The following is a 23,205-nucleotide window of genomic DNA, read 5'->3' on the forward strand; positions in this document are numbered from 1 at the left end:
ACTAGAGCACCATGAATAGACAAGAAGAGATTAAGCTCGCGGTCGTGGGTCTGGGATATGTCGGCCTTCCCCACGCTGTAGAGTTTGGCAAGATCCGAGACGTCGTCGGCTTCGATATTAACGAGCCTCGAGTAACCGAATTGAAGGCTGGCCGTGACACCACATTGGAAGTCAGCGAAGACGAACTGAAGCAGGCGCTCGGTCTCAGCTTCACCACGGACAAATCCAATCTAGCCAATTGCAACTGTTATATCGTTACAGTGCCGACTCCAATAGACGAGTTTAAACGCCCCGATCTGACGCCTTTGCTCAAAGCCAGCGAAACAATAGGCAAGGCGCTGAAACGCGGCGACGTAGTCATCTACGAATCCACAGTCTATCCTGGCGCAACCGAAGAAGATTGCGTACCTGTGCTGGAACACGCCTCTGGCCTGCGGTACAACGTCGATTTTTTCGCGGGTTACAGCCCTGAACGGATTAATCCCGGCGACAAAGAGCATCGCGTGGCCGATATCAAAAAAGTGACATCGGGTTCTACACCAGAAATCGCTGAACTGGTCGATTCGCTTTACCGCACAATCATCCGGGCAGGCACGCACAAGGCTTCATCGATCCGAGTCGCCGAAGCCGCCAAGGTCATCGAGAATACACAACGCGACGTCAATATCGCCTTGATCAACGAACTCGCGCTGATCTTCAACAAGATGGGTATCGATACGGAAGCGGTCCTTGCGGCCGCCGGAACCAAGTGGAATTTCTTGCCGTTCCGCCCTGGCCTTGTTGGTGGCCATTGCATCGGGGTCGATCCCTACTACTTGACCCACAAAGCTCAGTCGGTAGGCTATCACCCCGAAATCATCTTGGCTGGCCGCCGCCTGAATGATGCGATGGGTTCATATGTAGCCAGTCAACTAATCAAAGCGATGACTCGGAAAAGAATCCACGTGGACGGTGCGCGCATCCTGATTCTCGGCTTTGCGTTCAAGGAAAATTGCCCCGATCTGCGCAACACTCGAATAATCGATATTGTGCGGGAGCTGCATGATTATAACGTGCAGGTCGACATTTACGATCCGTGGATTAATGCGGATGAGGCCTTGCACGAATATGGCATCAAGCCTATATCAGAACTTGAAGAAGACACCTATGATGGAGTCATCGTCGCCTTGGCCCACAAGCAGTTTCGAGAAATTGGCGCATCTTCGATACGCAAACTCGGAAAAACCGATAATCATGTCCTGTATGACCTGAAATACGTGTTCCCTGTAGACACGTCAGATCTTCGCCTATAGCTTCATATCGTTCGAGCTAGCGTCTTTCTTAATTAAACCAGCAAAATCGTTTGATAGAACCCGAGCCGTTAGTGAAAAATAGTTCATTCTTCTTTTATGAAAACTGGCTTCGGAACGGGTTCCGCTGGAAGTCGCCCTACCACGCCATCGCCTTTCGGGCGGCTACTAAACTATTCCCAAGTGCAGCCCATCTGTTACTTGATCACGGATTCCTAACTCGGGCCGCCGACCTCCTCTCTTCCTCAAGCTCCAATGCGAAACTGCTCACTCCGCAAGCAAGGGTGGCATATTTAAGTGGCGACCATGCGAGTGCCGTGGCATATTCGTTCGCTGCCTTAGATTCGCGAACCAATGCGGCGGATCAGCGGCGGGTCGTGAAACTCTTGGCTCGCATTTCGCCAAATGAGCTAATTGCCTGGTTGGACCGACGGGGCAAGCACGATTTGGCGCTGCGTATTCGCGCCGCCAGAGACGTTGTGGAGACTGGCGGTCTACTATTCCCGCAGCCTACGGGAGACGAGCGTCTATTGAACGCCAACCGGAAAAGAAATAGCGCTGAAAAGCTGTTCATACTGAACAGTTTTTGGGAGGAAATGGGGCTCTCGTCAATTAAATTGAGATCTGATACACCTGAGTTTGACATCAACTGTTTCTTGAATTCGCGTGCTGACCATCAAGTTAGCTTGGCAGAGAACGCCGATGTATCAGTAGTGGTGGCCGTTCACAATGGTGCCGCGTACATCGAATCCTCATGCATGTCAATATTGAATCAACGGGGCATCTTGTCGGAGTTGATAGTTATAGATGACGGCAGCACTGACAATACCTGGGAAATACTCGAAGAATTAAAGCAACGGTATGTGGGGCGGGTGATGTGCAAGCGCCTGGAACAAAATATAGGCACATACAAAGCAAAAAATATCGCTCTAAAGATGTGCAGACGCGAGTACATTGCATTTCAGGACGCAGATGATTGGTCACACCCTGAACGCCTTAGCACAGCCATAAAATGGCTCCGCGCAGACAGTCAGAACGTAGCCGTCACATCGCGCTACGTTCGCCTTGATAAAATCGGTGTTTTTAGTTCACCAGCAGTGTGGCCAATTCGCCAGTGGTCCCCAAATACTCTAGTAATGCGTCGCAAAGAAGTGATAGAAAAAGTCGGTATCTTTGATGAGGTCAGTGTAGGAGCAGATACCGACTACTTCGAGCGAATTCGCGCTACATTTGGAGATGGGAGAATAAACTTTCAAAAAGAAGTAATGCTTATTGCAATGAAACTCCCATCATCATTGATGCACAACAAGACTACTGGCATAAGTCAAAACGGCTATTCAGCACCCCGAATCGCCTATCGGGAGAAAAGAGCCGAAAGACTTTTACACTGCATATCCCTTCGGCGCGACCCCCATCACGACAATCTGCTCTAGCTCCCCATGCAACGGTGCTGTTCTATTTGCATCCTGAGCAAAGATACATGCAGAAATGAGCAAGAAAATATGCCCCATTACGGCGACGATAACCTGCGCATCGACGGCAGATCATCTACATTGAACAGCGTCTTCAACTCATCGGGAAGCGCGATTTCCGTGAAATTCTGGGCTCTGTAGCTATCATCAATCTATTTTCCACTGATGCGGAAAAACTCAAGAGGCGCCTCCCCCTAAAATAACATGAGCGGTTATTTTGGAAACGCATCACCGAAACAACGGACACCTGACTACACCAGTCCATTACTACAATCGGCATAGCTTAAATTAAACACTGAATCACTCAACTAAAGCAGCGTTTCCACCCGAGCGGACATCTCTTCAAGAGTTAAAGGCGTGTGACCCGTGGAATCGACCCGTGCAGGAATAACTTCGACCCTCAAATTCTTGGAAGAATCGAGCAGAACACTATTTCGAAGATATTCGACGTGCTCTTCGTAATGATGAACATCAGATTCTTTGATGACCACCAACCCATTAGGGATATGATTAAGGCTCCACATTAACTCAACCACATCGAGCCTAATCAGGTATTTTTTATCGATTTCGGCTATCGATTTTGTTCCGTAACATACTTGCGCCAACCGATCCATATGCGTAGTCCACATGTATTTGGGAAGACATGTTTGGGGGTTTTCTGAAAAAACCACACACGCCTCAGGATTGAACCCGACGGAAGGCGCCAGCGCGCCGGCCTGGAGCGCCACAAAACCGCCCAAAGAAGAGCCGCAGAACACGACTTTCTCGTATCCGAATTTCTGCTGCAGCGTCAAGATGTGCGCAAGGGATCGAAGAAGTACCCAATCGTCCTTGTTTCCCTGAAACCACGCGCCCAGAAATTCGTTATTCAGGCGCAACGTCGGGTCTGACACACAGAGCACATCTGCCCTTTCTATGTTCTCAGCCCAGGACCATCTATGGAAACTTGGTACATGCCGCTTACCGCGCACCAGTGCCGATGGGAAAAAGACAAACAGGTTCTTTCGACCTAAAGCATGCAGAAAATAATTGAACTTCCAGCCCGCCTCGACGAATTCGCAAACCGTCGAAGGAGCATTAGAATTTATGGTTATAGCATCCCACGAGGGGGCCACTCTCGCTTGCGCCAAGCTAGTCAATGTTTACACCTTGTTAGTCAAAAATCCTTCGCGCGGGATGTACATCACGAATCATCACAAGCGCGAGGTCGAAGCCGACAAATTGTGGCTGTATGGACCGAATCTAACGAAGCCGAGGGAAAATCTCGGAAACGTTGACATGGTCCGCGAATAGAGGAAGAGATGGACTTAGTGCCTTGCGCGCGTCTTCCTGCTGCTTTTCAAGCACACGCAGGATAGCCTTGTAACCCCAAGGTGCACCCTTTTTTAGCTCATCCACAATCAGGCGCTCTTTATCCTTAAATTCACCAAACAATGTCGAGTTATCTTCCGGCATTTCATTTTCGACTAGCCAACCCGAATGCCGAGCGAGGCACAATAGCGGAACATTTTTTCCCATTGCTTCATTTGCGAAGAATATGTCCACCATCCCTCCATTTCTCCAATTTGATGGATTCAACGTGTCAAAAACGGATGAATGAAATGCGACAGTCCCGGTTCCCAAATTATTGACCAAACGGGGTTGACTCATTTCGTCCTTAAAGTGATACACAAAACGCCGACGAAAATATTTCTCGACAGACTCCTCATATACGACGCCGTGAAGGCCCACGATCACTTTGTTGCCATATGCGGCCAAGTCTCTAATCATGGCTCTTACATAATCGAAAGGATAGACGAGGTCATCATCGCAAGTAAAATAGTAAAATTCGCCCTTGCTCTTCAGGTCATTGAAATTGACAAACTTGGCGTTATCCCGATGATCCTCCGGAAAATCACGCGAATGGCTCACTGTGATTTTATTTTCATTAAGAAGAAACGCCGGGGTTTCCTGATACTTGTCAAGATAGACGTACAAATGGTCCACTTGCGGAAGCAACCTGGAAACGACACATTCCAATTGTTTAATGCGCTTTGGAATACTACATACCGACGCGTAGACCCGCTCGCTCGGGGCGACAATGGCAGTAATAGATTCTGGATATTTGGCTACGGGTCTTAAGGGGGAAGCAGGAAAATTCTGCTTATACCACTCACGACGCTTCCTAGGATCATCAAAACGGCTCTTGAACTGCTTGACGTAATCCTTCCGCTGCTTGGAGCTGGTTTGTTCGACAGAGCCGTCTGCATTGAAGGTAAGCATATCGGCGACCAAGGATCCCGATCTCAGTTCGGCCAAATATAGCGAAACATCCAACTGCCGGATTCGATTTTTTCCATAAAGATGCTGCATGCGCTGGAACCACTCATCATCACCGGCTTTTCGGACGGCATCGAAGAAACCAATTTGATCGAATGCTTCCCGCCTTACCGCTAGGGTAATCAAACCATATTTAGAAAGAGTATTAGCAACAGGTACAATGCGGCCAGTCTCTGGATTAAAGCGGCAGTATTTTGTTCGAGTTGCTATTAGATCCTTATCATGCAGCAATGGTGCCACCTGCACCGTCACTCGATCCGGATGCGAGTAATCATCCGAGTCCTGAAACATGATAATCGAGCCACGTGCAATAGAGATTGCCGCATTCTTGGCAAGATACGTCCCGCTATTGCAATTTAGTCTCAACACGCGCAACGCTTTAGGCATGCGGCTAGCCAATTGAACCAATAGTTCCCATGTGCCATCCGTGCTCCGGTCGTCGCAGACAATCACCTCCACGTTGGAGTAGGACTGATTGATCAGCGACATAACTGCGTTTTCAACGGTGTTTACCGCATTATGGGACGTCATGGCGAACGTGACCAGCGGCAAGTCGACAGATGGAACGCCTCGAGGAAGGGTCTTTAAGCCCCTAAATTCGGACAATGATTGGATAGCAAAGTCCGTTGCCAACGGCGTATTTACAGACTCGGTGTCGGCTGGTGCCCGCTGCGGTGCAATCGCGATAGTTGCGATTGGCTCCCCGGGCACTACCGGCGTGACGGCTGCCCCCTTGACACCGGACAAGTGCTGACGGCAAAGCTCAATATTCGCACTAAACAAATGGAGGCCATAGAGCTCGCCAGCTTTAGAAAAAAGCTGTAGCGCTGCTTCGTATTTTTTATTCTTATATGCCAATATTGCTTCTTTAGCAATGCTCATAAAAACCATCCATCCGCATTCGAAATATTGAACCGTACATCGTAAGACATCCGGCACTCTAACAATAATTGATCATCCACGCCGGGCGCGTATCAAGCATGCTTTTTTCTCCATGGCCAAATCTATTATTTCTACATGTAAACCACGGCTTTTGATGTCGACGACCCATTTCTCGGCCACTTCTTTTTCATCCTCACGAGAGTAGTCGTCAAGCAGAACATCAACCGCAACATCCTTGAAAAGATCAAGAATCACTGGCACAGCCGGGTACCGTGCATGCTTGCCCGTGGCGGCGGGAGGGCCATCTACTATGACAAGCATTGACATTCCCTCCGGCTTGACGGAGCTCAGATAGTTGGATAATGCCCGCGTGCAGTCGTAGTATTGATATACCTCTCCATCCGCCGCCGCATAAGGCACCAGCGGTGCATGAACTAAACTCACATGCTCGCTCAATTGGGATTGCTCCAATTCATCGGCAGTCTGCTGGCAATACACCTCGGAATGTTCAAAGGTGATCTGAGCCGCCGATGGACGGCCCGAACGTCGCAGCCGATACAAAGTCTTCGCAATCAGTACAGTTGAAGATCCCGATCCAAATTCAATCACCAGATCGTAATTCCGCTTTACGAGCGAGTCGATTATGAAAAGGGCAAAGTCGGGACTGACAGGCCAGCCGTGGAAAGGCGGCAGATGCTCACCGTGCAAAAGGTAATTCTGGATATTCAGATGCGCCTCAATCTGCTGAGTTGAGTTGGATATCTCGGCCCTGACAACTCGTTCCAACCCCTTTCGGGTCGTCACCAAGTCTTTTACATGCCTGTCGGCATCAGCATCCAAACGTTCCTTGATGCGGCCAAACTCTTTTTTGATTATGTCTGTAATCAAAGCGCTATCTCGCGCAGTCCCTACGCCATTCCCCACTTCCAGAATCGACTTCTTGGAATTTAGAACCTCTTGCGTCACGGCATCGCATCTTTCCTCCAGCACCTTACGGACTCCTCGGATGTCCTTTGCGCGACGCTCGGCCTCATCCACCAACTGCTCGCTTAGGCGCGAAAGCGAATCAGCCATGTTGTGAATACTCAGAGCCGTATCTTTCTCTGCGGTGAGCTGTTCCATCAAGCGCGCATTTTCCGCTTGCACAACAGAGAGGTCTTTCGCAAGCCGAGCGCACTTTTCCTTTGCTGAACTAACTTCGCCGGCCGTGAGTTCTATCTCCCTGAGCATCCCCACCTTGGCGGCTGCGGACTGTGCATGCTGCAGCCGAAGCTCCTCAGCGAGCTGTGCTATGGTCCCAACGCCCTTCTCATAGAGACGACGCCATTCCCTCACAAAAAATAGCCGGACCACACCAGGGTGCTGTTCGGCATATTCGGCGCGCAAGACAAAACCCTTCTGATTGAGCACATCAATAGCAGCAGCGCGCGAAGGGCTCCATGATCCGTCAGGCAACTCATCCACGAGCGCTCGGCACTCCACGACATCCAAATGCTCAGCCTGCACATCGAGGCCGCTCAACAGATCGGCGGCCGGGATGCAGTCAATTGTCAGCCAGTTAAATGAAACGCCTGTCGACGCCGCCTCCTCTTTTAGCACCGTCTCAAGCGTCTTGGCGTCAATGGAGTGACGCGCCCGTTCTGTCAAATTGCGCCAAAGACCTCGAAGCTCCGCTGGGGCAACCAATCCGCTTTCTCGAGAGCTGGATGCCTCGAAAAAGCATGTCGGGCCAGCTGTCGGCGCAATCAGAATGTTGCGACTATGCCGGCCCTGGTGGTGAGCCAAATTCTGGCGCAACTGAAAAAAAACGTGCTCAACAGCCTCCACTGCGACAAGGCAGGGCACTTCCGAGGAATCAATCTCGGCAAGTTCCGCACCCGTACCTGCACCGATGTACAGCCATCCACTAATTGGAAAACTAATACATAAATGATCGCGGATAGTTTCGACCGCGAGCTGTTCTTCCAATTCTTTCCCCTTGCATGATCAGATTTAGCAGAACGCTAATATCGAAAATTCTAGTTCTTTGCAGACCTATATATATTGAATTCTCGTACCGCCTGCTTTAAAGCGAATGGCAGTTTCAACCAGCCGGCGAGTGATCTCGTATTTGCCAAATATGCGGATCCGAGCCGATAGGAAAGGTGTCGAGTGACTCTGAATGCTTCATCAGCATCGCGGTAGCTCGAAATGGGCGGAAGTCCGAGTTCTAACGGCTGGACATGCTTGTAGTCATTTTGTAGGTCTTTTAGTGCCCCAAGCATGCCTAGGCGGCCACCCCAGGATTTCGATCGTTGAATCATTAACGCACCCAGCTTATAAGCTAGCTGCTCTTTTACCCGCTCGGCAGCCCCATATAACGGTTGGACACTTTCTTCCTTCAACTTCTTGGCTTCAAGATAGTACTTTTCGAGCTCTTCTTGAACTGCATGAAGCTGATCTAACAATTGCTCATGACTTTGTTGAGCACGTGCAGCGTCGCTCCGAGAAATATCAACGGCACTTTGCAATGCGACATTGGCTTCCAGCAATTTTTCGTTATCCGTTTTCAGCTGCACGGCCTTGGCTTCACCTTCAGCCTGTACGAGACGATACTCAGCCAATAATTTCTGCATCCTGGCGGCTTCTTCGCGCTTCTCGGCGTCGCGCTCGATCGTCATCGCGTCCAGCATGCTCTGCAGTCGTCCTGTCCGCTGCTCCAATTCTCGGAACCCTAGCCATGCTGCCCTTACATTAGTCCCTTCGTCAAAATCACGCTGGGACGACAAGTTCGCGCTGGATTGAAGTTCTTCGTATAGCCGACCTACCTCTGGATATTCGGCTAATAGCTGCTGATCAAAATATTCACTCAACATGCTGCTACGAAATGACCCTTCACTTCGAGCGGATTTGTTTGGACGGCTTATTTCGCGTGCCGCATCGATTTCCGACGGATGAGGGAATGCTGCCGGCGCTAGTTCCGCTTCCCCATCGCCATCCAAAACGGAAACGTCCAGCCCACTGACAATCTGTGAAAGAAAAGCTGCAGGCGGTTCACTTAGTGGAGCATTTAATCTCGTGCGAAGCTGTTGCAGATACGCGTGCACGGATGACAAGGCTTCATCTGCATGAACCAAAATGCTACGGTCGCGATTGTAGTTGTGGAATCGCAAAATAGCAGAATTCACCATACACCAGTCGCGAAGCTGTTTGTCCAATAGCGCATCATTTTGTTCACGCGAACCTAAAGCGGCCTCCGTCAACGCCGTTCGCGGGTCGGAATAGACCAACACGAACTTCATTGAGGGATCCAGGGCCTTCCAGTAATCCAGAAGATGAACTGCGTTCGGATCCGACCACCCCCAGAAGTCTTGGTCGATATTGCCCAGCATTAAATCCAACACAAGGCCTTGCCATACGGGGCCGGGAGTCAGTTGGCTTAGAGCTCCTGGGGCGTGGCTCTTATCCCGTTCACCATCCAGGGCGCTTGCCTTGAGTATGGTAGAACCGATCTGCTGGGGACTGAATCCCTCCTTCCGGCTCGGTAAGGGGGTAGCCATGCCGCACTGGTTCAGAAGATCTTCGATGTCCCCGCAGGCTGCGGAAGGATGACCAACGATAAGAAGCTTATTCATAAAAATATTGATCCCTGCTGATTGCAGATTCGCAATCGATTCGTCTTAACGGCAACGGCGACCCACACCATTACAATATGGTATAAGCCTCGATTCCCTCTTCAACGTTATCAAACTGCTTTACCTGACCATTGTTAAGCAGCAAAACGATGTCGCACAGAGAGCGAACTTGGGTCATTCCGTGCGTTACCAATATGATGTTGGCCTTGTTAGTTTTCTTCTTAAATTCTGCAGTAGCTTTTTTCTTAAAACTAGCATCACCCACTGACATCGCCTCATCAACGAGGTAATAGTCGAAATCGAATGCCATACTCAGGCCAAACCCTAAACGCCCCCGCATGCCCGACGAGTATGTATTCACTGGTTGATCAAAGTACTCTCCCAGCTCAGCAAAGTCGGCGACGTACTGCACGACTTGCGCCATTTTCTCCCCTTGAGCGCCATACACGCGCGCCACGAATTTCACATTCTGGCGGCCCGTCATAGAGCCTTGAAAGCCCCCACTCAACCCTACGGGCCAGGAGATCGAATTCTTCGTTACGATTCTCCCTGAGTCCGGGGAATCTTGACCGCCAAGCAGGCGCATCAGCGTAGACTTTCCCGCGCCATTTCTCCCAATGATCGCGACATTCCTGCCTTCTGGAATCACAAAGGAAAGGTCACGGAAAACATATTTCCTGCCTCGAGGTGTTCGGTATGATTTACTGACGGAGCGCAATTCGATCATATTGCCTGCAGCTGCTCACGCCTGTGTCGATAGAGCAACGTCCCAAGAAAAAAAGTTATCACCGCTACTGATGCCGAGTATTCAAGACTAACGCCGCTCACACTGGGGTAATAGAGAAACGTGGCCTCCCTTGCCCCATCTATCAAGTGAAGAAAAGGATTCCACCACAACCACTCCCTGACATGCGGCGGAATAACCCAGATGGGCACGATCACGCAGGATAAGAAGTACAGCGGCATAAACAGAATCTTAATAAACCCTTTCAGATCAGGCATAGTTTCCGCGATTACGCAAAAAACCAATGCCAATCCAGTCGAAAACACGATACCCGTCAAGAACACTGCGAACCATTTTAGAGGATAGTGAATTGCCACATCGTACCCCCCCCAAAAACCCAAGACGAAGCTCATAGCGAGATATATACATGCCATCAATGCGCATTCGACGATAGCCCTAGCTATGATCGTATCAAAAGGCTTTATCTGCCGATACGCAAAAAGAGCCTTGTTCGCTGATACGGCTTCCATCCCCTTCAACGCAATGTTCTTGAAAAGTAGAAAAGGTATGATCCCAGTCAATAAAAACATGGGGAGAGGCGGCCCATAATGAGCTTGACCTCGCACAAGCGTGAAAATCGTCAGTAGCACTAGTATGTGGGCTAGCGGTTCAAACAAGAACCAGAATGCACCTAGCCTATTCACTCCAAAACGCCCTCGCACCTCTCGAATCACCAAAGCAAACAGAACCGAGCGCAAAATGTTGAATGGCTTTCTTTTTTCCATAATACCCCGCGAATACTAGTTTCTATCTAATTTTCGGATTATCTGGAAAACCCCTCAACGGTCCGGCCCAGCACTAAGACCTGCACAATAGGCGATATGATTTTCTGCCATTCATAGACAGCTGCATTCGTAACGTATATGGCATCTTCAGGTTGAACCAGGAACTGTCTGGCAATGAACATCGCGGCAGGTTCTTTCAGATTCAGACGAAATACCTGCGCGCGCGAAACGATCTCATCGGAGTCGGGCGATTTCTCATCCACCAGGCGGAATACAAACACGCCGGCAGCGTCTGCCTTTACCTCGCTCAAGCCCTTGACGCTACCCAATACTTCCAAAAGACTTGGGTTGTTGGACGGTAGGTCATGCAGGCCAGGATCCCCCACCGCCCCCATGGCCACAAAGCGCTTACGAGCACGCTCAAGTACCACCTCAGCACCAGGAGGAACTACTTGGTTCTTTCCTGAGAGCAAATCCTGATAATTGAATTCGTACGACTTCTTCCCGGTGCGCACCACTACGCGCATCAAGTGGGGTTCGAGCAGCGGGCCGCCTGCACGGTTGATGGCGTCCAGCAGTGTGAGAGGCCCTTCCAATGCGGAGAATCGTCCTGGAGCTTTTACTGCACCTGCGACCAATACCGAACCGGAAAGATCTCCGGTTAACCCTACTCTGACTTGCGCGTCCGTCGTACCACCTTTGAGCTTCTGGCGGATCAGCGTTTCGACCTCTGACGGGCTTTTACCCGCGACGACCTGACGCCCAAAGTAGGGCAGCGAAATCATGCCCTTATTATCCACTCTGACGTTATCGAAAACCGTACCTCCAGTCGCTAATGGTGCAAACACCGCCCCCTCCACCGCGCTTTCCGCAATCATTACGCGCAGCACATCGCCTGGCACCAAACGTATATCAGGGACCTCTGGCAATGCCACAGCCGTATTCAACTCCCCTTCCCTCGGTCTCATATAAGGCGCAATCGTCTCTGCGGAAAGATCGATCAACTTATAGTTTTGTGCCTCTTCATTATTCATCACCGCTGAACGGGAGGGTCCTGCGGCAGACAGCAAACTGCCGCAGCCGGTCAAAATCAGGGGCATGCAAATTATGGAAGCACGCAGTGCAAAGCGGATATTAAGGATTTTCATGGATTCGACGGTGAGACTCAATCGCGATGATCTTCAATCGTAGCTATTACAAATCGCGCAATTCCGTAGAATAGAAGCAACGCGATGAACAAGGTGATCAAGTTGTAAATCCGCTGTGGGTAAATAGCTTTATCCGGCATGTTTGGCGAAACGATCGTCACTAGACTGCGCAGCTTCTTGCTGGCCTCTATTCTGGCTGACTCGACAGAGCTCACGGCGAACTTATAAGTCTCTTCGGCGATGGCCGCATCGATCGTCAAATTGCGATAGCGAGATGCCACAACGTTAAGCTTCTCACCGCCCTTTTCAGACAGCAGGCGTTTGCTTTCCACAGCTAACTGTTGCTCCATCGCGCTGATGCGATTTCGCTGCTGGCGCACCTGAGGAGTGTTGGAGTCCAAACTACCCAGCATGCCTTTCAGCGTAGTTCTTTCCTTAGTCAGATTCGCTTCCAACTCCGCTATGACATCGGCACGCGCTTTGGCAGTCGCTTCGGCATCGAGCAGATTATTGGTGCTTTGAAATACGAGCATGGCATCGCGACGCTCTTCATAGTTTTGCCGCGCTTTTGCAAGTTCACCCTGGGCGAACGCCATTTGCTCGCGGGCCATACGGTGGGACAATTCGTTCACGAATCTCTCGCTCTCGCTCAGCATGACTCGTAACGTCTGCTCCGCAAATTTTGGATCAAACGCCTGTACTTCCACTGCCAGCAAACCGGTTTGCTCGTCGAAATGCGCTGTCACCATGCGCTGATAGAACTCGAGAAGGTCTTCACGAGGGGAGTCCGCCAAAAGCAGATACAGCGGATCCCGCCAGTGCTGCGCATAATGCTCCGACCATTTCAGTTTTTCCTGAAGCACATTCAGCATGTCCTGGGAAGTCAGGAACTCACGCAAATAGAGCGTCTCTTCTCTCGACGTGGGATTCAGCCCGCTTAGCATGACCGCTAAGCCCGGTATTTGAGGTGTTTCATTATTGCCGACCTGGCGCACGGCGACCTGAGCCACACTGACATAACGATCAAGGGCAAAGAAACTGTAGTAAATGAGAGCCAACAGCATGGGAACGGCCACTAACCACACCGCAAGTCGGGTCGATTTAATTTTTTCGAAGTTAATCATTTAATAGTTCTGGACCACTACAAAACAATGCAGATATTGCTTTATTTTGCAATTTCTCCAATCTCTTTCCATGTAGAACGCTATGCGGCGCAAGGATTGTACTGGTTGGGCCCCGATTAGTCCTGTACCTTGTCACCAAAATACAGCAGAAATAACTGAATATTTCAAAATGTATAGTATCTACGATAACAGCGTATTAGCGTTGGGCCGGACTTGCGCAGAGGGTTCACACATCGACAACTGCTGCGCGGCGGCTAGACAAGCGGCTGCAAGCTCGGCGACATTGCAGTCTTGACGCCGCGGAACCTCAGCCCGTTGGGTAGTCCACATCAGGTAGTCCGTCGTACCGGCCGGCTCGCCCAGTTGCCTGTAAACCTGCGGCATGATCGGAACATGGTCTCCGAAGATGCATAGCGCTGCTGGGTGCCCACGAACCAGCAGTTCCGCACGTAGGTCTCCAAACATCTCGTCAGCGTTGCGCAGATGACGCGCATACGCGATCAAGTCCCCACAATCGTTTGGCAACTCTTCGCGAAGGACGTTGCGCGCATCGTCTTCGTTAGTGGCTTCCCAGTGCAATGGACCATGGTTTTCCATTGTTATCACGTGGATATATAGAGGATGACCAGGGCGGTCCCCCAGCAGTTGCAGCACGCGCTGGCCTAGGACACGGTCGCCCACATACGGACCATCACACACGGCGTCTGCGAAGGCGTCGAGGCCGATGAACTCATCGAAGCCCATCTTTGGCAGCACTCTGTCGCGGTTGTAAAAGCTACGATGATAGGGATGCACACATATCGTCCGATAACCCTGAGCCTTCAGGTGGGAAGCCAGCGTTGGAAATCCGTCGGCTGCCAGTCGGCGATAGGGGTTGTAGCGATGAATGCCCAAGTCGGCTCCCGCCATCCCTGAGAGAAAGCCAAATTCCGTGCGGACGGTATTCGCGCCCCAAGCCGGCACATCAAGCGCACCGTACTGCACCGCCTCTCCCCTGAGCTGATCGAAATTCGGGAGTAGATCAGTTCTCAAGTGGCCATACGCTTGCCGCGCATCGAAAAATGACTCGCTTTGTATGACCACTATGTCTGGTAACGTGCCCGCCTGTGGTGGAGGGCTTGCAGTGCTTGCAAAAGGCGCGCGTTTTCGCACGCTATCGGAAGACGCCCGCTCCGCCCTTCCGTATGCCCATACGCTACCTATCAGGCCCGATGTCTTCAAGTCGTGCACCGCCTCAAAAGACACCTGAACTCTTCGACCAGTTGTTAGCGCTATGGCTAACCCTGCGGCGGCCAGGCATAGGGAATGGAGCAAGAAAGGCACAAGCGGCGCCGTAGGATCGAACGTGTGCTCTTGCGGCAAATCCGCGAACGAAACAAGCCACACCCCGGCGCCAGCGGTTATGGAGTCTTCCAGCGCTAATCCAGCCCAAAGCGCAGCGCCGTACCCGCCCCCCGCTGCAAGAGCACGCCCCACTCCGAAGAAGGGCAAATAGAGCCGCGGATGTTTGATGGCATCCATGAAATACTCAAAATCCGGATAAACAAACGGCTCTTTCAGCGCCTTAAACTTCGCATTACTCACCAACACAATCAACAACTCGATCGCCAGCACATTAGCCACCGCAAAATACGGCCGTCTAAACAGCATCAGCTCCAGCGCAAACGCCAGCGTCCACCCCCCCACATGAACGCCCACCGCCGCCATCGGCCTCCGCCAGGGCGCAACAGGTCTGGGCGTCAACAACGCCTCCACCGCAAACGACAGCACCAACCCAATCAGATAAGGCGGCAGCAGCGGGATCCAGAATGCGTCAATCACCGTAGCCCATCCTCTTCAGTATCCACCCCGACACGGCCGGATGGATCACCGACAGCAGGAAGCACCCCAGATTCAGCGGAAACGGAAAACTGATCCTCGCCCTATTCCGCTGCAATCCACGGCGAATCACCCTGGCCGCTTTATCCGCTTTCCACAAAAACGGCTTGGGACCAGGCATGTCGAAGCACATTTGTGATTCCACGTACCCCGGCATGACGACGTTGAACTTGATGCCTTCACCGGCAAGCGCGTCGCGCATGGCTTCGCCGTATACCTTCACCGCGGCCTTGCTGGCGCTGTAGCTGGGGGTTTCCGGCAGGCCTCTCCACGCGGCCAACGAACTGATCAATGCAATCTGTCCATGCCCCAAGCGACGCATGGTGGGCAGCACGCCGTGGACGGTGGCGAAGACGGCTTTGACGTTTACGTCCAAAAGGCGATGGACGTCTTGCCAGTCCTCGCCCTGCCCGTCCGGCCCCGTGTTGATGTTGACGCCTGCGTTGGCGACCACCAAGGTGGGCATTTCGGTTTCGCAGACCTTGGCCAACCACGCCAAGAGGGCGTCGTGATCGCGCACGTCAAGTTCATACGTGATGACGCGCGCGCCCAGCGCGCCGCAACGGTCGGCCAGTTCTTGGAGACGAGCGGCGTTGCGGCCTTGCAGGATCAGGGTTTTGGCGCCGGCGCTGGCGTATTCCAGCGCAAGCGCCCCGCCGATGCCTCCGGTTGCGCCGGTGATGAGAACGCAGCGCGGAAAACCGGGCTCTTGGCTATCGGTGGTGTTCATGCTTGGGGGACTGAGTTGGCGCGGAGGCCAATGGGGGGTGCGGTGAAGCGGCAGGGCACGCGAAGCCCGCGCGGCGAAGGCGCGGGCCATCTGGGTAAAGGCAAGACGTATAGCGAATGTAGGCGTGATCTGTGGCACGGTTACATGGACATGGCCGCCTTTCGGCGGCCATTATCGGGGTGTTCACAAAGTTACGGCCATCTCCCCGGATGGGAAGATGGCCGGCCATTGTAAGCGATCAATCGATCGATTTATTGCAATAAGCTACGCAACATCCACGCATTCTTCTCATGCACATCCAGCCGCTGCGTCAACAGATCCGCGGTCGGCTGGTCATTCGCCGCATCGGCCTTCTCAAAAGCCGCACGCGCGGTCTTGGCGACCGACTCATTGGCGCTGACCAACAAGCGCACCATTTCCAGCGCTTCCGGCACTGATTCCGGCTCGGCGATCGACGACAGCTTCGAGTACTCGCGATACGTGCCCGGCGCGTAGTGACCCAGCGCGCGAATGCGTTCTGCGATGCTGTCCAGCGCGTTCCACTCTTCCGTGTACTGCGTCATGAACATCAGGTGCAGCGTGTTGAACATGGGCCCCGTGACGTTCCAGTGGAAGTTGTGCGTCATCAGGTACAGCGTGTACGAGTCGGCAAGCAGCTTGGACAATTCGCCGGCGACGGCGGCGCGGTCCTTGTCCGAAATGCCGATGTTGATGCGCGGAACGCTCGGGGTCTTCTTGGTGGACTTGGCCATTGCTAGCTCCTTAGTAAAAGTACGAGTGAAGATACTACTGCATCAATCTTGCACGGCTGCGACTTCATCGGCCAGCATTTTGACGCCGGGCAATTCGCATTCATAAACGGCTTGCGCCAGTGCTTCGATGGCGGCCAGGCGGGGGAAGCTGCGGCGCCATGCAAGCACCACCCGGCGTTCAGGCACGTGGCCCTCAAACGGCAGGTAGCGCAGCAGACTGTTGCTGGGCGGATGCTCAGGCACAGCCGTCACCGGCAAGACCGTGACGCCGATGCCGGCCGCGACCATGTGGCGGATGGTTTCCAGCGAAGACCCTTCGAAGGTGCGCTGGATACCATCGCTGGCGGCCGAGAAGCGTGACAGTTCCGGGCACACTTCCAATACTTGATCGCGGAAGCAATGGCCGCTGCCCAAGAGCAGCATGGTCTGCTGCTTCAGGTCTTGGGCGTCGATGGATTTGCGCTGCGCCAGTTCGTGGTCGTTGGGCACTGCGACGATGAAGGGTTCGTCGTACAGCGGCTGCATGACCAGGCCGGCTTCGGGTAGCGGCAACGCCATGATGGCGCAGTCGATTTCCCCCTGCCGCAGCAGCTCCACCAGGCGGACGGTGAAGTTTTCTTGCAGCAGCAGCGGCATTTGCGGGGTGCGGCCGATTTGCACCGGCACCAGCTTGGGCAACAGGTACGGCCCAATGGTGTGGATGACGCCGACGCGCAAGGGGCCGGCCAGCGGGTCGTGGCCCTGCCGCGCGATCTCTTTGATGCTGGCGCTTTCTTCCAGCACTTTCTGCGCCTGCGCGACGATGCGCTGGCCGATGGGGGTGACGCCCACCTCGGCGCCGCCGCGCTCAAACAGCGTCACGCCCAGTTCGTCTTCCAGCTTGCGTATCGCGACAGACAGCGTGGGCTGGCTGACGAAACAGGCCTCGGCTGCGCGGCCGAAATGCCGTTCGCGCGCAACCGCGACGATGTACTTGAGTTCGGTGAGAGTCATGGTGGACTACGCCCCCGGGGGTTGTGCGCGGGTGTTTTGGCCCGCGCTTAAATGATTCAGGTGATGGACGGGCCGCATGGCGTCAGGTCCGTAAGAAGTCTTCGCGGCCGCGCATCCAGCGCGCCAGGTGCGCCTCGACGGCGGCCGGGTGTTCGGCGCGCAGCCATACGGCGGCGTCGCGGGCGTCTTCGGCGATGGCGGCATCCGTCTCCAGGTCGGCGAAGCGCAATAGCGCCATGCCGGACTGGCGGGTGCCCAGGAATTCGCCGGGACCGCGCTGTTCCAGGTCGCGCCGGGCAATCTCGAAGCCGTCCGACGTTTCGAACATGGCGCGCAGCCGTTCGCGCGCGACTTGCGACAGCGGCGTTTGGTAAAGCAATACACAGACAGACTCGGCGGTGCCGCGCCCTACCCGGCCGCGCAGCTGGTGCAACTGAGCCAGGCCGAAGCGTTCGGCGTGCTCGATGACCATCAGCGATGCATTGGGCACGTCCACCCCAACTTCGATGACGGTGGTGGCAACCAGCAGGTCGACCTCGCCTTCGCGGAAGGCCTGCATGACGGCGGCTTTTTCCGCTTGGGGCAGCCGGCCGTGGACCAAGCCGATGCGCAGGTCGGGCAAGTCAACGCGCATGCCTTCGTAGGTGTCGACGGCGGTTTGCAGTTCCAGCGCCTCGCTTTCTTCAACCAGCGGACAGACCCAATACACTTGCTGCCCGCCACGCGCCGCCTGCGCGACGTGGGCGATGACTTCTTCGCGCCGTGCGTCAGACACGAGCTTGGTCAGCACGGGCGTGCGGCCCGGCGGCAGTTCGTCGATGACGGAAACGTCCAGGTCGGCAAAGAACGTCATCGCCAAGGTGCGCGGAATGGGCGTGGCGCTCATGTTCAGCTGATGCGGCACGATGCGGCCGCGCACGGTCTCGCCCTTCTTCGTCAGCGCCAACCGTTGGCCAACGCCGAAACGGTGTTGCTCGTCGACGATGGACAGACCCAGCCGATGGAATTCAACGTGGTCTTGAATGATGGCTTGCGTGCCGACGACGAGCTGCACGCTGCCGTCTGCCGCAGCGGCGGCCGCTTCACGGCGCGCTTTGGCGGTAAGGCTGCCGCTTAACCACGCGACGTTGATGCCCAGCGGCTGCAGCCACGAGACCAGCTTGCGGAAGTGTTGCTCGGCCAGAATTTCGGTGGGCGCCATCAACGCCACTTGGGCGCCGCCGGCAATCGCCTGGGCGGCGGCGATGGCGGCCACGACCGTTTTGCCGCTGCCGACGTCGCCCTGCAACAGGCGATGCATGGGGTACGGCTTGGCCAGGTCGGCAGAAATTTCCTGCACCACGCGTTCCTGCGCGGCCGTTAACTTGAATGGCAGGTTGGCGTATAGCTTGGCGACCAGGCCGCCGGCCTCGTTGCGCACCGGTAGCGATTCGGCTTCCTTGATGCGACGGGCGGCGCGCGCGGCGGCTAGCGACAACTGCTGCGCCAGCAGCTCGTCGAATTTGATGCGGCGCCAGGCGGGGTGGACGCGGTCCAGCAGCGCTTGTTCGGATTCGCCTTGTGCCGGCGTATGCAGCGCACGGATAGCGGGTTCAAAGGGAGGCAGGTCGTAGCGGGCGCGGGCTTCGTCCGGCAAGGTGTCGGACAAATCCGCGCGATCCAGCGCTTGCGCGATGGCGCGGCGCAGCGGCAGCTGCGGCAGCCCTTCTGTTGTGGGATAGACCGGGGTCAGCGCCGTGGGCAGCGGCGCGTCCGCATTGGTCATGCGGGGGTGCACCATCTGGCGGCCAAAGAGACCGCCGCGGACTTCACCGCGAGCGCGCAACCGCTTGCCCACCGCGATCTGCTTTTGCTGGCTGGGGTAGAAATTCAGCCAGCGCAATTGGAGTTCGCCCGTTTCATCCGCCAAGGTGGCGGTGAGCTGACGCCGAGGCCGGTACTGCACCTCGGATTTCGTGATCTCGCCTTCGACCTGGCCAGCAAAGCCCGGGCGCAGCGAACTGATCGGGATGATGCGGGTTTCGTCTTCGTAGCGCAGCGGCAGGTGCAGCACGAAGTCCTCGGGCAGCACCAAGCCCAGATTCCGAAGCTTGCGCTCGGTATCCGTCATCGGTTTGCCGGCGCCTTTGGTATCAGCGCCGGGTCGCTTGGAAGCCACTGCCGCGGCCGGCATGAAGAAACGAACCTCTGGGCTTGACCGTCCGGGTGCGCCTTACAGGACCAGAATGGCTTCGACTTCGAACTGCGCGCCCTTGGGCAGGCTGGCCACACCGATGGTGGAGCGTGCCGGGAACGGCTGCGGAATGATCTCGGCCATGATCGAGTTGGCGGCGGTGAACTTGCCCAGATCAGTCAGGAACAAGGTCAGCTTGACCACGTTGTCCAGCGTGCCGCCAGCTTCGGTGATAACGGCCTGCATGTTGGCAAAGGCCTGACGCACTTGCGCGTCAAAGTTTTCAGAGACCAGATCGCCGGTGCCGGGCTCCAGGCCGATCTGGCCCGAAAGGTAAACAGTCTTGGTGCCGGTAACGGCAACCGCTTGCGAGTAAGGGCCAACGGCGGCGGGTGCGGCGTYGGTATGGATGATTTGCTTGCTCATGGGCGGAATCCTTCAGGTGACGGATAGAAGCTACAACTATCGAAGTTTATCTAGCAATAGACGTTTGCGAAAGTGGCCGGATGACGCAGGGACGAATGAATCCCGGTTTCATGCCTCTGCCTGATGGCCGGCGCCGCCGATATCACCGCGATGGGTGATCAGCAAATCCACCAGCGCTTGGGCCGCGACCGACAAGCTGCGGCCTTTGCGCTGCACCAGATAGAGGGGCCGAGTCAACGCACGGCCGGCCAATGGCACCACGCGCAGATCGTCGCTGGCGAAATGAAAAAGCGTCATGGCTGGCACGACAGACACGCCCAATCCGGCTCGCACCAGCCCGGTTACGGTGGCCAAGTGTTCGACTTCGAAGACCGGCGATGGCGCATCGGCGCCGAAAGCCTCGTCCAGATGTTTGCGCACACTGCTGCCGCGCGCAAGCTGAATGACGGGGTGGCGGACGATATCGCGCAAGCGCACTGATTTTTGCGCGGCCAACGGATGATCGGCGCGGCACACCAGAAAGTAGCGGTCGGCGTGCAGAAATTCGCTGTCCAAGTCCGTCATGTCCGCCCGCCGCGACGCCACCGCGAAGTCGACCTGCCCGCTTTGCACCATATTCAGACAAGGTTCCAGCAAGGCGTCGCGCAGATCCAGCACGATGCCGGGGTGCTCATTGCTGAAGCGCGCCAGCAGATTGGGCAGCCAGCCGGCCGCCAATGACGGTAGCGCCGCCAGCTCCACGCGGCCACGGCGTCGGGCGGCGTGGTCGCGCAGGTCTTCCATGACGAGATCCATATCCGCCAGAAGTCTGCGCGCGGACGCGTCCAGCACACGGCCTTCGGCCGTCAGTTCGACATGGCGGGTACTTCGGTCGAAAAGGCGCAGCCCGGCGGTGTCTTCCAGGGATCGGATCAGCGCGCTGAATGCGGGCTGCGTCAGGTGGCAGCGCTGCGCGGCACGCGTGAAATGCCGTTCTTCAGCCAGCGCCACAAAGGCGCGGAGTTGGCGTGCAGATAGATTCATGGCTTTCTTCTATCAATTGATCCGATTTTTCTATTTTACTGATGATCGGCAGGTGCCTATAGTGGCCTCGACACCCGCAAGGCCCGACTGGACTCCCCTATGCCTCAAACCCCTCTGCTTATCGGCTGCGCGTCAGGATTCTCTGGCGACCGAACCGACGGCGCCGCCGACGTGGTGCGCACCCTGGCTGCCCAGGGCGGCGGCACGCTGATATTCGAAACCCTGGCCGAACGCACGCTGGCGCTGGCGCAACTCGCGCGCAACGACGACCCCGATCGGGGCTACGAGCCGCTGCTGGACGAACTGGTATCGCCCGTGCTGGCGGATTGCCTGCGCCATGGCATCAACATCGTCAGCAATTTCGGCGCAGCCAACCCCGCAGCGGCGGCCCGGCGCATTGCCGCGATTGCCCGCGAACAAGGCCTGCCCGTGCCGCGCATCGCCGTCGTGCATGGCGATGCCTTGAACACGCCCGAGCAGCGCGCCCTGCTGCAAGACCGTTTGGGCGCCGGGCTGGCAGGGCAAGAAGTCGTCAGCGCCACGGCGTATCTGGGCGCGACCGAAATCGCCGAAGCCTTGGCGGCCGGGGCGCAAATCGTGGTGGCGGGACGCGTTGCGGACCCTTCCCTGACGCTCGGCCCGGCCATGGCGCACTTTGGCTGGGACGCCGCCGATTGGCCGCGCCTGGGCCGAGCGACCATGGCGGGCCATATGCTGGAATGCGGCCTGCAAGTCACCGGCGGCTACTTCTGCGTGCCGGGCCTGAAGGATGTGCCCGACGTCCACGCGGCAGGTTTCCCCATTGCTGAGATCGATGCCGACGGCGAATTCGTTATCGGCAAGGCGGCCAACACCGGTGGTGTGGTGGATGCCCGCACGGTGAAGGAACAGCTGCTATATGAAGTCCACGACCCCGCGCGCTATCTGACGCCCGACGTCGTGGCCGACCTGAGCCAGGCGCGCGTCGTCGAGCTGGGCGGCAACCGGGTGGCGGTGCATGGCATCACCGGCCACGCGCGGCCCGCCGAATTGAAGGTCAACGTCTGCTATCGGGGTGGCTGGCTGGCCGAAGCGGAAATTTCCTACGCAGGGGTGCAAGCTGAAGCCCGGGCACGCCTGGCTGCGGACATTGTCCAGAAGCGGCTGGGTTCGACCTTCAAACTGCGCGCGGATTTGATCGGCGCGATCAGCATCCTGGGCGACGACGCCGGTGAAATGCGCCGCGCCCAGCCTGACTCGCACGCCCGCGATGTGCGCCTGCGCCTGGCCGGCGAACACGCCGATCGCGCCCAGGCCGAACGCATTTTGCGCGAAGTGAACGCGCTGTACACCTGCGGCCCGGCAGGCGGCGGCGGCGTGCGCACCGCGTTGCGGCCGCGTTTGAACATGCTGTCTTGCACCATCCCCCGCGACGCCGTGCAAAGCGGCTGGAAACTCCTGGAGGAAATCGCGTCATGACCCGCGCCCCCCACACGCAAAAAGTACCGCTGTATCGCCTGGGCCACAGCCGCTCGGGAGACAAGGGCAACATCTCGAACCTGAGCCTGATCGCCTGGGACCCCGAGTGCTACGACGTGCTGACCRCACAAGTCACCGAAGCCCGCGTCGCCGATTGGTTCGCGTACCGCCACCCCACGCGCGTAACGCGCTACCTGCTGCCCACGCTGCACGCCATGAATTTCGTGCTGGAAGGCGTGCTGGACGGCGGCGTGAACGATGCGCTGAATCTGGACACGCACGGCAAGAGCCTGTCCTTCCGATTGCTGGACCTGACGGTGGAGGTCAGCGCAGAACTGGCCGCCCGCCTGCCAGACATACCCGGCGACCGCCCCGCGGCCGCCTGATACTCCCCGCCCGACCATAAAAAAACACC

General features: G+C 55.7%; 19 protein-coding genes. 4 read left to right on the top strand and 15 right to left on the bottom strand.

Features of this window, described 5'->3' with window-relative positions; translation table 11 throughout:
- The first annotated feature begins 11 nt into the window (after positions 1 to 11).
- Together tviB and AC1DSJ_RS18290 are read left to right on the top strand one after the other, a co-directional pair.
- The gene (gene tviB, locus AC1DSJ_RS18285; RefSeq protein WP_441371037.1) at positions 12 to 1,292 is read left to right on the top strand and encodes a Vi polysaccharide biosynthesis UDP-N-acetylglucosamine C-6 dehydrogenase TviB; all 1,281 of its coding nucleotides are present in this window, start codon (positions 12 to 14) and stop codon (positions 1,290 to 1,292) included.
- A 50-nt stretch (positions 1,293 to 1,342) separates the two neighbouring features.
- Entirely contained in the window at positions 1,343 to 2,722 is a 1,380-nt protein-coding gene (locus AC1DSJ_RS18290) for a glycosyltransferase family 2 protein (protein WP_441371036.1), read from the top strand.
- Positions 2,723 to 3,069: 347 nt separating this feature from the next.
- Here AC1DSJ_RS18290 and AC1DSJ_RS18295 read toward each other — a convergent pair whose 3' ends face one another.
- The 15 genes from AC1DSJ_RS18295 to AC1DSJ_RS18365 form a co-directional block, all read right to left on the bottom strand.
- On the bottom strand, positions 3,070 to 3,900 hold the full coding sequence (locus AC1DSJ_RS18295) for a hypothetical protein (protein ID WP_441371035.1): 831 nt from the start codon (positions 3,898 to 3,900) through the stop codon (positions 3,070 to 3,072).
- Positions 3,901 to 4,003: 103 nt separating this feature from the next.
- Positions 4,004 to 5,962 (bottom strand): glycosyltransferase family A protein, encoded by a 1,959-nt coding sequence (locus tag AC1DSJ_RS18300; RefSeq protein ID WP_441371034.1) that lies wholly within the window; start codon positions 5,960 to 5,962, stop codon positions 4,004 to 4,006.
- Between the two features lie 72 nt (positions 5,963 to 6,034).
- Entirely contained in the window at positions 6,035 to 7,930 is a 1,896-nt protein-coding gene (locus AC1DSJ_RS18305) for a hypothetical protein (RefSeq protein WP_476760358.1), read from the bottom strand.
- 50 nt (positions 7,931 to 7,980) lie between these two features.
- Entirely contained in the window at positions 7,981 to 9,576 is a 1,596-nt protein-coding gene (locus tag AC1DSJ_RS18310) for a hypothetical protein (RefSeq protein ID WP_441371032.1), read from the bottom strand.
- Between the two features lie 70 nt (positions 9,577 to 9,646).
- Positions 9,647 to 10,303, bottom strand: a complete 657-nt coding sequence (locus AC1DSJ_RS18315; protein WP_441371031.1) for an ABC transporter ATP-binding protein — start codon at positions 10,301 to 10,303, stop codon at positions 9,647 to 9,649.
- Positions 10,300 to 11,085, bottom strand: coding sequence for an ABC transporter permease (locus tag AC1DSJ_RS18320; protein ID WP_441371030.1), 786 nt, complete (start codon positions 11,083 to 11,085; stop codon positions 10,300 to 10,302). Before AC1DSJ_RS18320 ends, AC1DSJ_RS18315 begins: the two co-directional genes overlap by 4 nt.
- Positions 11,086 to 11,123: 38 nt before the next feature.
- Positions 11,124 to 12,233, bottom strand: coding sequence for a polysaccharide biosynthesis/export family protein (locus AC1DSJ_RS18325; protein WP_441371029.1), 1,110 nt, complete (start codon positions 12,231 to 12,233; stop codon positions 11,124 to 11,126).
- 17 nt (positions 12,234 to 12,250) lie between these two features.
- A complete protein-coding gene (locus AC1DSJ_RS18330) occupies positions 12,251 to 13,357 on the bottom strand; it encodes a KpsE/RkpR family capsule polysaccharide export protein (RefSeq protein WP_441371028.1) in 1,107 nt (368 codons plus the stop codon).
- 180 nt (positions 13,358 to 13,537) lie between these two features.
- Positions 13,538 to 15,178: an LTA synthase family protein gene (locus AC1DSJ_RS18335; RefSeq protein ID WP_441371027.1), complete on the bottom strand. Its 1,641-nt coding sequence runs from the start codon at positions 15,176 to 15,178 to the stop codon at positions 13,538 to 13,540.
- Positions 15,171 to 15,965 (bottom strand): SDR family NAD(P)-dependent oxidoreductase, encoded by a 795-nt coding sequence (locus AC1DSJ_RS18340; RefSeq protein WP_175169516.1) that lies wholly within the window; start codon positions 15,963 to 15,965, stop codon positions 15,171 to 15,173. Before AC1DSJ_RS18340 ends, AC1DSJ_RS18335 begins: the two co-directional genes overlap by 8 nt.
- Positions 15,966 to 16,216: 251 nt before the next feature.
- Positions 16,217 to 16,717 (bottom strand): Dps family protein, encoded by a 501-nt coding sequence (locus AC1DSJ_RS18345; protein WP_006222203.1) that lies wholly within the window; start codon positions 16,715 to 16,717, stop codon positions 16,217 to 16,219.
- Between the two features lie 42 nt (positions 16,718 to 16,759).
- A complete protein-coding gene (locus tag AC1DSJ_RS18350) occupies positions 16,760 to 17,710 on the bottom strand; it encodes a LysR substrate-binding domain-containing protein (RefSeq protein WP_054421931.1) in 951 nt (316 codons plus the stop codon).
- 82 nt (positions 17,711 to 17,792) lie between these two features.
- The gene (gene recG / locus AC1DSJ_RS18355; protein ID WP_175169004.1) at positions 17,793 to 19,883 is read right to left on the bottom strand and encodes an ATP-dependent DNA helicase RecG; all 2,091 of its coding nucleotides are present in this window, start codon (positions 19,881 to 19,883) and stop codon (positions 17,793 to 17,795) included.
- Positions 19,884 to 19,922: 39 nt separating this feature from the next.
- Positions 19,923 to 20,309: a Rid family detoxifying hydrolase gene (locus AC1DSJ_RS18360; protein WP_476760359.1), complete on the bottom strand. Its 387-nt coding sequence runs from the start codon at positions 20,307 to 20,309 to the stop codon at positions 19,923 to 19,925.
- Between the two features lie 108 nt (positions 20,310 to 20,417).
- Entirely contained in the window at positions 20,418 to 21,332 is a 915-nt protein-coding gene (locus tag AC1DSJ_RS18365; RefSeq protein ID WP_441371026.1) for a LysR family transcriptional regulator, read from the bottom strand.
- 99 nt (positions 21,333 to 21,431) lie between these two features.
- On the opposite strand from AC1DSJ_RS18365, the gene AC1DSJ_RS18370 reads away from it, so the two are divergent.
- Positions 21,432 to 22,790: an acyclic terpene utilization AtuA family protein gene (locus AC1DSJ_RS18370; RefSeq protein ID WP_441371025.1), complete on the top strand. Its 1,359-nt coding sequence runs from the start codon at positions 21,432 to 21,434 to the stop codon at positions 22,788 to 22,790.
- Positions 22,787 to 23,176 (top strand): AtuA-related protein, encoded by a 390-nt coding sequence (locus AC1DSJ_RS18375; protein ID WP_476760360.1) that lies wholly within the window; start codon positions 22,787 to 22,789, stop codon positions 23,174 to 23,176. The genes AC1DSJ_RS18370 and AC1DSJ_RS18375 overlap by 4 nt, the downstream gene beginning before the upstream one ends.
- Positions 23,177 to 23,205 lie beyond the last annotated feature (29 nt).

Source organism: Achromobacter sp. 01N37, from assembly GCF_056399725.1.

Excerpts from the sequence above, each read along its gene's own strand:
- AC1DSJ_RS18300 (WP_441371034.1), bottom strand. The coding sequence starts at position 5,962 with ATGAGCATTGCTAAAGAAGCAATATTGGCATATAAGAATAAAAAATAC.
- AC1DSJ_RS18365 (WP_441371026.1), bottom strand. The coding sequence starts at position 21,332 with ATGAATCTATCTGCACGCCAACTCCGCGCCTTTGTGGCGCTGGCTGAA.
- AC1DSJ_RS18340 (WP_175169516.1), bottom strand. The coding sequence starts at position 15,965 with ATGAACACCACCGATAGCCAAGAGCCCGGTTTTCCGCGCTGCGTTCTC.
- AC1DSJ_RS18320 (WP_441371030.1), bottom strand. The coding sequence starts at position 11,085 with ATGGAAAAAAGAAAGCCATTCAACATTTTGCGCTCGGTTCTGTTTGCT.
- AC1DSJ_RS18315 (WP_441371031.1), bottom strand. The coding sequence starts at position 10,303 with ATGATCGAATTGCGCTCCGTCAGTAAATCATACCGAACACCTCGAGGC.
- tviB (WP_441371037.1), top strand. The coding sequence starts at position 12 with ATGAATAGACAAGAAGAGATTAAGCTCGCGGTCGTGGGTCTGGGATAT.
- recG (WP_175169004.1), bottom strand. The coding sequence starts at position 19,883 with ATGCCGGCCGCGGCAGTGGCTTCCAAGCGACCCGGCGCTGATACCAAA.
- AC1DSJ_RS18345 (WP_006222203.1), bottom strand. The coding sequence starts at position 16,717 with ATGGCCAAGTCCACCAAGAAGACCCCGAGCGTTCCGCGCATCAACATC.
- AC1DSJ_RS18350 (WP_054421931.1), bottom strand. The coding sequence starts at position 17,710 with ATGACTCTCACCGAACTCAAGTACATCGTCGCGGTTGCGCGCGAACGG.
- AC1DSJ_RS18310 (WP_441371032.1), bottom strand. The coding sequence starts at position 9,576 with ATGAATAAGCTTCTTATCGTTGGTCATCCTTCCGCAGCCTGCGGGGAC.
- AC1DSJ_RS18330 (WP_441371028.1), bottom strand. The coding sequence starts at position 13,357 with ATGATTAACTTCGAAAAAATTAAATCGACCCGACTTGCGGTGTGGTTA.
- AC1DSJ_RS18370 (WP_441371025.1), top strand. The coding sequence starts at position 21,432 with ATGCCTCAAACCCCTCTGCTTATCGGCTGCGCGTCAGGATTCTCTGGC.
- AC1DSJ_RS18325 (WP_441371029.1), bottom strand. The coding sequence starts at position 12,233 with ATGAAAATCCTTAATATCCGCTTTGCACTGCGTGCTTCCATAATTTGC.